The sequence below is a fragment of the Mesorhizobium sp. M2A.F.Ca.ET.039.01.1.1 genome, assembly GCF_003998035.1.
Classification (GTDB): domain Bacteria; phylum Pseudomonadota; class Alphaproteobacteria; order Rhizobiales; family Rhizobiaceae; genus Mesorhizobium.
The window spans coordinates 1-8,830 of the sequence record NZ_RZRY01000229.1 but is presented as its reverse complement, the minus strand read 5'-3'; the positions used below and the strand labels follow the sequence as shown (position 1 = coordinate 8,830).

Here is an 8,830-nt window from a genome sequence, read left to right as displayed (position 1 = left end):
GCGCGGAGCACACCCTTGCCGGCGGCGCGGATCTTGGATGTCGCGGCCGGCGCTCAGCCATGTCTTCGCCGGCCAGGCCCGCTTCGTTACATCTTCGGCAAGAGAACCTTGTCGATGACGTGGATGACGCCGTTCGACTGGCGGACATCGGCGATGGTGACGTGGGCGACATTGCCGTTCTCGTCGGTGACGGTGACCTTGCCCTTCTCGGCTTTCAGCGTCAGCTCGCAGCCGCCGACGGTCTTGACCTGGTGGGCGCCGCCATCGGCCTTCGCCATCTTGGCCACGTCGGCGGCCAAGGCCTTGGCGGCGACGACATGGCAGGTCAGCACCTTGGTCAACTTGTCCTTGTTCTCGGGCTTGAGCAGCGTGTCGACCGTGCCGGCGGGCAGCGCCGCGAAGGCTTCGTTGGTCGGCGCGAAGACGGTGAACGGACCGGCGCCCTGCAGCGTGTCGACCAGGCCGGCAGCCTTGACGGCGGCGACCAGCGTGGTGTGGTCCTTCGAATTGACGGCGTTCTCGATGATGTTCTTCTTGGCGTACATCGGCGCGCCGCCGACCATCGGATTGGCATAGGCAGCGGCGCCGAGCGCGGAAAGGCCGAGCGTAGAGGCGAGCAAAAGGGTGGCGAGTTTACGCATTGTGTCAGTCTCCTCGGGTTGTTTTTCCCATTCTTGGGAACGTGAGGAGATACGGGTGCGCCGAAAATCTAGTTTCACGCCCGTCGCAAGATTTTTTCTTCATGCGGTTTATTTGATCCGCGCCGCTCATGACGTCGGCAGACTTTCCCTGCCTTCGGCAGAAATAGGATAAACTGCGATTGGTCTTTATAGGCGTGATTATGCCGAAGCGGGGATCAGATGCCCTTCAGGTCACCCGCGGCGACGACAGGGCCGGTCGGCTGGCCGGTCGGCGAACCGCCCGAAGGCTCGAGGCTGACGGCGAGCACGGCGCCCTGCGCCAGCTTCTGCTGGACAGCCGGGGTAACGGCCATGCGCGCGGTCTGGCCGGTGGGGATAACGCCCATCGAGACCGGCGCGTTCTTGCCTTCGATCATCCACAGCTCGAAGTCCTTGCCGGCGGCGTGATCGCCGGAGACCAGCGACAGGCCGACCTCATGGCGGGCGGCGTCATAGACGGCGAGGTATTTGACGTTGCTGTTGTCGGCGGCCAGCGACGCGACCAGCCTGGTTCCGGGCGGCTGAACCGGCGGATTGACGTAAGGCAGGGCGGCATAGACAGCGAGGGCGGCAATGGCCGCGACGGCGAGGCCGCGCCAGAAGGCAAGGCTTGTCCACAGGCTGCCAATGGGCGCGCCGGATGTGGAAGCCGTCGACGCGAAGAGGCGCCGGTCGATCGCCACCTTGACCGACGCCGGCGGCTCGACCGCGGCATAGGCGGCGGCCATCGGCGCGAAATGGACCTCCCAGGCATCGACCAGGCGGGCGAACGCCGTCTCGGTGTCGATGCGGCGGGACGCGATCTGCCGTTCGTCGGCTGGCAGAACGCCGAGAACGTATTCGGCGGCGAGCAGGTCGTCGCCTCCGCGTTCCGGTCCGTTGTCTTCCGCCAGTGTCATCTTTCCAGGCATTCCCTCAGTTTGAGCAGGCTTCGCCGCAGCCAGGTCCGCATCGTGTTCAGCGGAACCTTGAAGCGCTCCGCCAGCTCGGCATAGCTTTCGCCGTTCAAATAGGCGCCCCGGACGGCCGCCGCCCGGTCTTCTTCAAGTTCGTCGAGGCAATGGTGGATGCGTACGGCCTCGCCGCCCGCCACAGCCATCGCCTCGGGTCCCGGTGCCGGATCGGCGACGTCGAGGACCGCGTCGATGTTGGCGGAAGGACCGCGCCGCGCCCGGATGCGATCGATCGCATGGTTGCGCGCGATGGCCACCAGCCAGGAAATCGGGCTCAGATCGGAAACCGCGAAGCGGTCCGCCTTCGTCCATATCTTGACGAAGACCTCCTGCAGCGCTTCTTCCGCATCTCCCCTGTCCCTCAAGACACGCAGGCAGACACCGAAAAGTTTCGCGCTGGTCTGCTTGTAGAGCAGATCGAACGCGGCCCGGTCCTTCATCGAAGTCCGGACGATCAGCTTGCTGATGTCCTGCGGCGCCATGGCGGCAAATTAGAAGATTGCGATTTAATTGCAACGGGTGCGGAAGCGTCGTTCACCAGCAGGCGCGGGCCGGCCCGACGCATCTCACGAATCGGGGTGTCGCTAGCTGGAGATCGGCTGAAACCTTCCAACCTCGTCATTCCAGGGCGGAGCAGCCGCGCAGCGGCGTCTCGGAGACCCTGGAATCCATTCCGTGACCCTGATCGAAGAGTGCAGCGGAACAGAATTCTGCACCGCAGCAGCGCCCGCATGTCACGGAATGGATCCTCGGGTCTGCGCGCGTCGCTACGCTCCTTGCTCCGCCCGTGGATGACGACTGGGTTAGGCGTTTCGGCCAATCTCAACCGCATGCCGCCTGCCAACGCAGACATAGCCGAACGGTCAAAATCCCTGCGCCGGGGAATTGGCAGATTTCATCATTGTGACCGCAAAGCCGTTTGCGGCTCGCGGCAATTCCCGCTAAGAGGCCGCCAATCAAGACTTGATGTTCAAGCATGTCTTCATCCCGAAACCGGAACCCACTTTCGGGAGACATGCTCAGCTGGGATCGATACCGATGACGGACGTCGCCGCCAACGCCGAAATGCAGGCCGCGCTGCTCTCGCGCGCGCTGCCTTACATGCAGCGCTACGAGAACAAGACAGTGGTGGTGAAATATGGCGGCCATGCCATGGGCGACCATGAGCTCGGCAAGGCCTTCGCCCGCGACATCGCGCTCTTGAAACAGTCCGGCGTCAACCCGATCGTCGTGCATGGCGGCGGGCCGCAGATCGGGGCGATGCTGACCAAGATGGGCATCGAATCCAAGTTCGAGGGCGGGCTGCGCGTCACCGACCAGAAGACGGTCGAGATCGTCGAGATGGTGCTGGCCGGCTCGATCAACAAGGAGATCGTGGCGCTGATCAACGCCGAGGGCGAGTGGGCGATCGGGCTTTGCGGCAAGGACGGCAACATGGTGTTCGCCGAAAAGGCGCGCAAGACCATGATCGACCCCGATTCCAACATCGAGCGAGTGCTGGATCTCGGCTTCGTCGGCGAGCCGGTCGAGGTCGACCGCACGCTGCTCGACCTTCTCGCGCGCTCGGAAATGATCCCGGTGCTGGCGCCGGTCGCGCCCGGCCGCGACGGCCACACCTACAACATCAACGCCGACACGTTTGCAGGCGCCATTGCCGGCGCCTGCCGCGCCTCGCGCCTCTTGTTTCTCACCGACGTGCCGGGCGTGCTCGACAAGAACAAGAAGCTGATCGACGAGCTGACGGTCGCCGAAGCCAAGGCGCTGATCAAGGACGGCACAGTGTCCGGCGGCATGATCCCGAAGGTCGAGACCTGCATCGAGGCGATCGAACGCGGCGTCGAGGGCGTCGTCATCCTCAACGGCAAGACGCCGCATTCGGTGCTGCTGGAGCTCTTCACCGAGCACGGCGCCGGCACGCTGATCGTTCCGTAAAGAGCGCGCGAGTTCGTTGTTTCTGCAAACGGTGAACTTGCCTTTAGCCAGCTAATCTTCTCTGGTCTTCGATAATTGCGGCCGGCTTTCTCACCGGACGCCGGACGATCATTGATTCCTCCTCGGCGTCCTGCGGCGCGCCCCAGAATTCGGCGAGCGTCGGGCCGTCCGTGACCCGGCGATCACGGGCGAGAAAACCCCACACCTCGCGGAACCAGACGCGGCGGCCCATCTTGGTGTACCAGCGCATCGAATGCCGCTGCCCCGGATCGGGGTGGAAGAGGATGCGCGCCATCGCCTTCGGCCGCGACTGCACGGCGACCTCGATGAGCTTGACGGCGAAGAACAGCATCCACGGTCTCAGCCGGGTCATCGCCAGCACCTGGTGCTTGTAATCCCAGAGGCGCACGTCCTTCTGGATCACCTTGCGATCGGCAGCGATGCGGAAGAACGGCGTCCAGCGGTGCGGCGTGACATAGAGCGCCTGGATCTGGTCGGGATCATAGGCGATGAGCTGGCGGAAGCCGCGCCAGAGATCGCGCAAGGTCTCGTCCTCGAAGCCGGCCACCCAGGTCGCCATCGACAATATCCCGTGCCGGCGAAGCAGCCGGATCGCTTCGCGGTCCGACTTGGTGCTGCCACCCTTGCGGATCAACGACAGCGTTTCTTCGTCGGTGTTTTCCATGCCGAGCAGCCAGCGGATGACACCGGCCTTGCGGTAAAGGTGGAGGATATCGGCGTCGCGCACGATGTCGTCGGCGCGGGTCGAGCCGACGATCAGCACCGGCACGTTCTCGGCGATCATGGCGTGCAAAAAGGCGCGCCAGGCCTTCTTCGAGGAGGTCGGATTCTCATCCGCCAGATTCACCAGCTCGACGCCGTGCTCGCGATGCAGCCAGGCGATCTCCCTGGCGAATTTGACCGGGTCGCGATGGCGCCAGCGGGTCCAGAAGCCGCGCTGGCCGCAATAGTTGCACAGATGCGGGCAACCGCGCGAGAACTGCATGACCACCGCGCGCTTGCCGCCCCAATAGGAATAGCGGCGATGATCGATCAGCTCCCAGCCGACGCGCCAGGCATCGAGGTCGGCAATGGTCATTGCCGCCTGCGTCGCGACCGGGCGGCCGAGATCGTCGCGATAGGCGATGCCGGCGACACTTCCCACCGGCTGGCGCATCTCGATTGCCTCGACCAGCGCCGTCGCGGTCGCCTCGCCCTCGCCGCGCACGATGAAGTCGAAGACATCGGTCGCGGTCAGGATGTCGCGCCAGTGATAGGTCGGAAACACGCCGCCATAGATGACGATGACGCCCGGAGCGCGCGCCTTGATCATTTCGGCAATCTTCAAGGCGGTCGGATGCGCCGAGGTCGAGCCGGAATGGCCGATCAGGATGAGATCCGGATCGCCACACAGAGCATCATCGACCAGCACCGCAAGCGACATCGGCCCAAACTCGGCATCGACGAGGCGAACCTGGTGGCCGGAATCGATCAGCGGGCCGCCGATCGCCAGCAGCCCGAGCGGCGGCAGATGGTCGTCGGGCACGCGGCTGCCGATTGCGGTATGCGGCGGGTTGATCAGCACGGTGTTCAAGGCGGACCTCCATGTTGGTCCGCTTGTGCTAATTGCCGATGACGAAGCCACCTTGGCGCGGTTCAGCAGTTTCCACGCAGCTTTTCCGGAAAAATTCGCCCCGGTGAACGGTTATTTCCGCAGATGGCTGAGCGGCACATGGCCGGGGCCCTTGATGTTCTGCAACACCAGTTGCGTGTGGACGTCGCGCACGCCGGGCAACCGCATCAGCCGGTGCATGACGAAGGCGTTCAAATCGTCCACCGACGGCACCATGACATGCAGCAGGAAATCGTGGTCGCCGGTCATCGTCCAGCAGGACGACACCTCGTCCATACGCTGCACAGCCGCGATGAAGCTCTCAGGTGAGCCGTCGCTGTGGCTGACCAGCCGCACCTGGATGAACACCTCGACGGTCAGGCCGACGGCGCGGCGGCTGAGCACGGCGGCAAAACCCTTTATGATCCCGGTTTCCTGCAAGGCCTCGAAGCGGCGCGCGCAAGGCGTTGTCGACAGTCCGATCTCCTGCGCCAGCTCCGACACGGGCTTGCGGCCGTCGCGCTGCAGGATGTCGAGCATCCTTATCTCAAATTCGTCGAACTGAGGCATGTCTTGTCGATCTCTCGTTGATTGGAGTGATTTTACCTCAATATCCGCCGGCAAGCTACAAACAAGGCTGATTTGCCTCATCAGCCGCCTCTAAACTCCGCTTCACGATCCACGGATCACGATCTGAGAGGAGGAAACGATGACGATCAGCGTTGCCGATTACGCCGCCGAATGCGCGGCGCAGGGCCTTCGCGGCGACTATTCGGTCTGCCGCGGCGATTTCACGGTGGCGCAAGGCTACGACTACTCCGCCGAGGAACAGGCGGTGTGGCGCACGCTGTGCGACCGCCAGACGAAGCTTACCCAGAAGCTCGCGCACCGTTCCTATCTGGACGGCGTCGCCGCGCTCGGGCTGCTCGACAGGATTCCCGATTTCGACGCGGTGAGCGAAAAGCTCAGCAAGCTGACCGGTTGGGAGATCGTCGCTGTGCCCGGCCTCATTCCGGCCGGCCCCTTCTTCGACCATCTCGCCAACCGGCGCTTCCCGGTCACCAACTGGCTGCGGACGAAGAAGGAGCTCGACTATATCGTCGAACCGGACATGTTCCACGATTTCTTCGGCCATGTGCCGATCCTGACCCAGCCGGTGTTTGCCGATTTCATGCAGATGTATGGTGAGAAGGCGGAGGACATGATCGCGCTCGGCGGCGACGAGATGATCACCAGGCTTTACTGGTACAGCGCCGAATACGGCCTCATCCAGGAACCCGGCCAGCCCGTGAAGGCGTTCGGCGCCGGCTTGATGTCGTCCTTCACCGAGCTGCAATTCGCGGTCGAGAGCAAGGACGCCCACCATGTGCGGTTCGACCTCGAGACGGTGATGCGCACCGGCTACGAGATCGACAAGTTTCAGCGCGCCTATTTCGTGCTGCCGTCCTTCGATGCGCTGCGCGATGCCTTCGCTAATGGAGACCTTGCCGGCATCGTGGCGCGGTTCAAAGGCCGGCCGGCGCTCGACCCGTCGATGGTCTGAGCTTTTTACGCAACTCCGGACGGAAAACTGGGCAGCGCTTTTCCTGGAATTGTTCTGAGGTCGGTTTTCGCCCAACCGACATTCAGGGCGGTTCAGTTGCCGAGAGGCAGCTGAGCCGCTTTGTCTTGCGGATGTCTAAGCCTTATTGGGCTCGGCCTTGATCCTGGCCAACTGCTCGCTCTGCAGGTCCAGCGCGGCATTGATGAAGCGCAGGACGGTCGCGAGCTCCGCATTGCTGAAGCTCGCCACCACCTTCTCCCCCTCGCGCGCGATCGTGCCGTAATAGCGCTCCGACAATTCCCTGGTCAGCTCGGTCGCCTCGATCACCACCTTGCGCCTGTCCTCGAGGCTGCGGGCCCGGGTGACGTAGCCGCGCGCCTCCAGCCGGTCGATCAATGCAGTGACGGCGGCCGGCGTCAGTCCGGTCGCCGCCGCCACGGCGCCCGCCGATTGCGGTCCAGCATAGAGCAGGCCCAGACAATGCCGCTCGGCCGCGATCAGGCCCAGCCGCGCGCCCACCGCCTCGTCATAAGCCTGGGTGGCGTCCTGCCAGCGCATGACGGCAACGCCGGCTGGTGGCGCTGGCCGCCGCGGCCGTGCTGGTGCGCATTGCCGTCTACGGCCTTTGAACGCGGTTGCAATTTCGCCAAAAGCGCCCAGGCGGCGCCGGTTGCCACACCAGGCGCCGGCGCCGCCGGCGTTTCGGAGATCAGACGGCGATCAGCTTGCCGAGGTGCTCGCCCAAGCGGCAGGCGAGCGCGGTGATGGTCGTCGTAGGTTGCACTGGCCCGACGTGCAGAACACCGATGAGGCGCCGACATAGAGATTGTCCATGCCGTGCACTTTGCAATTGACGTCGACGACACTCTTCAAGACATCGGTGCCCATGCGGGTGCCGCCCATATGATGGTGGCCGGCGGTCTCCTCGTTGGTCGGGTAATCGCCGCCGTTGCTGATCCAGTCGTCGATGCGGACGCGGCCGAGATTCTTCTGCGCCAGCGTCGTGCCGAAGAGCTTCAGCCCCTCGAGCAGGGTGCGGCGCTCGAGCGGCGACTTCTTCCAGTGCAGTTCGATGCGCGGAACGCCGGCGTGATCGACGTCGGTCTTCGACAGCTCGATCTGGTTCGAAGCGAGTGGCGCCTGCTCCCAGGCGACATAGAGCTGGGCGGCGCAACGCAGCCTCTGGTCCAGTTGCGAAGACATCCACTCCGCCATGTTCGGCGCGGTGCAGGCGAGGTCGGCGATCAACTTCTTGACATTGGGATAGGGGCTCTCGATCAGGCGGATGCCGAAATTCATGATCTGCAGCCGCTCCATCGCGGCAAGCGTCGGCGAGAAGAAGGCTTCGTTCGAGGCGTCGACCTCGAACTCCGAATAGCTGGCGAGAATGGCGTTGCCGCCCTCGAAGGTCGGATGCTCCATCCAGTAGCGGCCGAGCGCCGCCGCGTTGGGCACCACGCCGCCATTCGAACGCTCATTCGACCACAACAGCAGCCGCGAGTTTTCCAGCCCACCGGTGCAGGTGACGAAATAGTCCGCGCTGAAAGTGCCGGCGTCCTGGCCGTTCGACCACAGCTTCGCGCCGGTGACGCGCTTGCCGTCGCCGATATGCTCGGTCGCATAGGTGTTGAGCACGACGGCGATGTTCTTGCTCCGGTCGAGCTCGTCGGCGAATTTCTCGCCGAAGCGAACCGCAGGACTCTTGATCAATTGCACCCAGCGTATGTCGTCCGAAACCGGCACGTCGGGCCGGAAGTCGGGAAGCTCGAGGATGTCGTGGACTTCCTTCAGATAGGGCTCAACATCGGCGCGGCTGATCGGCCAGCCGGTGTCCGGCGCCCAGGCCTTGGGCTCGAAGTCTTGGCTGTCGAGCACGCGGCACCAGCCGGCCCAGTGATTGGACGAGCCGCCCATGAAGCGCAGCCTAGTGATGTCGAGGTCGAAGTAGAAATCGCCAACCGTCTTACCGCGGTAGAAATCCTGCGACTCGTCGCTGAACTCGCGCGAGCCCGCCTCCAGGACGACGACCGGGATGCCGGCGGCGCCCAGCTTCCTGGCGATCGTGGTGCCGGCCGGCCCGGAGCCGAGGATGCAGGCCCTGGGTTTGAAG

The 8,830-nt window shown here is 64.1% G+C and carries 8 protein-coding genes and 1 pseudogene; 2 read left to right on the top strand and 7 right to left on the bottom strand.

What is annotated here, in order from left to right; all coding sequences use genetic code 11:
• Positions 1–86 precede the first annotated feature (86 nt).
• The 3 genes from EOA24_RS18310 to EOA24_RS18300 form a co-directional block, all read right to left on the bottom strand.
• Complete coding sequence (locus EOA24_RS18310; protein ID WP_126080179.1) at positions 87–641, bottom strand: fasciclin domain-containing protein; 555 nt, start codon at positions 639–641, stop codon at positions 87–89.
• Between the two features lie 215 nt (positions 642–856).
• On the bottom strand, positions 857–1,579 hold the full coding sequence (locus EOA24_RS18305; RefSeq protein ID WP_126080178.1) for an anti-sigma factor: 723 nt from the start codon (positions 1,577–1,579) through the stop codon (positions 857–859).
• On the bottom strand, positions 1,576–2,115 hold the full coding sequence (locus EOA24_RS18300) for a sigma-70 family RNA polymerase sigma factor (RefSeq protein ID WP_126080177.1): 540 nt from the start codon (positions 2,113–2,115) through the stop codon (positions 1,576–1,578). Before EOA24_RS18300 ends, EOA24_RS18305 begins: the two co-directional genes overlap by 4 nt.
• Before the next feature lie 556 nt (positions 2,116–2,671).
• Here EOA24_RS18300 and argB point away from each other — a divergent pair.
• Positions 2,672–3,565 (top strand): acetylglutamate kinase, encoded by an 894-nt coding sequence (gene argB / locus EOA24_RS18295; protein ID WP_126063404.1) that lies wholly within the window; start codon positions 2,672–2,674, stop codon positions 3,563–3,565.
• 43 nt (positions 3,566–3,608) lie between these two features.
• On the opposite strand, the gene bchE is transcribed toward argB, so the two are convergent.
• Positions 3,609–5,159 (bottom strand): magnesium-protoporphyrin IX monomethyl ester anaerobic oxidative cyclase, encoded by a 1,551-nt coding sequence (bchE, locus tag EOA24_RS18290; protein ID WP_126080176.1) that lies wholly within the window; start codon positions 5,157–5,159, stop codon positions 3,609–3,611.
• Between the two features lie 111 nt (positions 5,160–5,270).
• On the bottom strand, positions 5,271–5,747 hold the full coding sequence (locus EOA24_RS18285; RefSeq protein WP_126080175.1) for an Lrp/AsnC family transcriptional regulator: 477 nt from the start codon (positions 5,745–5,747) through the stop codon (positions 5,271–5,273).
• 139 nt (positions 5,748–5,886) lie between these two features.
• Between EOA24_RS18285 and phhA the strand changes: the two genes are divergently transcribed.
• Complete coding sequence (gene phhA, locus EOA24_RS18280; RefSeq protein WP_126080174.1) at positions 5,887–6,720, top strand: phenylalanine 4-monooxygenase; 834 nt, start codon at positions 5,887–5,889, stop codon at positions 6,718–6,720.
• Between the two features lie 135 nt (positions 6,721–6,855).
• On the opposite strand, the gene EOA24_RS18275 is transcribed toward phhA, so the two are convergent.
• Both EOA24_RS18275 and EOA24_RS18270 read right to left on the bottom strand, forming a co-directional pair.
• Positions 6,856–7,278 (bottom strand): MarR family transcriptional regulator, encoded by a 423-nt coding sequence (locus tag EOA24_RS18275; RefSeq protein ID WP_126080173.1) that lies wholly within the window; start codon positions 7,276–7,278, stop codon positions 6,856–6,858.
• A gap of 151 nt (positions 7,279–7,429) precedes the next feature.
• Positions 7,430–8,830, bottom strand: a pseudogene (locus EOA24_RS18270) (GMC family oxidoreductase); the annotation flags it as partial.

Excerpts from the sequence above, each read along its gene's own strand:
- EOA24_RS18275 (WP_126080173.1), bottom strand. The coding sequence starts at position 7,278 with ATGCGCTGGCAGGACGCCACCCAGGCTTATGACGAGGCGGTGGGCGCG.
- EOA24_RS18310 (WP_126080179.1), bottom strand. The coding sequence starts at position 641 with ATGCGTAAACTCGCCACCCTTTTGCTCGCCTCTACGCTCGGCCTTTCC.
- argB (WP_126063404.1), top strand. The coding sequence starts at position 2,672 with ATGACGGACGTCGCCGCCAACGCCGAAATGCAGGCCGCGCTGCTCTCG.
- EOA24_RS18300 (WP_126080177.1), bottom strand. The coding sequence starts at position 2,115 with ATGGCGCCGCAGGACATCAGCAAGCTGATCGTCCGGACTTCGATGAAG.
- phhA (WP_126080174.1), top strand. The coding sequence starts at position 5,887 with ATGACGATCAGCGTTGCCGATTACGCCGCCGAATGCGCGGCGCAGGGC.
- EOA24_RS18285 (WP_126080175.1), bottom strand. The coding sequence starts at position 5,747 with ATGCCTCAGTTCGACGAATTTGAGATAAGGATGCTCGACATCCTGCAG.
- EOA24_RS18305 (WP_126080178.1), bottom strand. The coding sequence starts at position 1,579 with ATGACACTGGCGGAAGACAACGGACCGGAACGCGGAGGCGACGACCTG.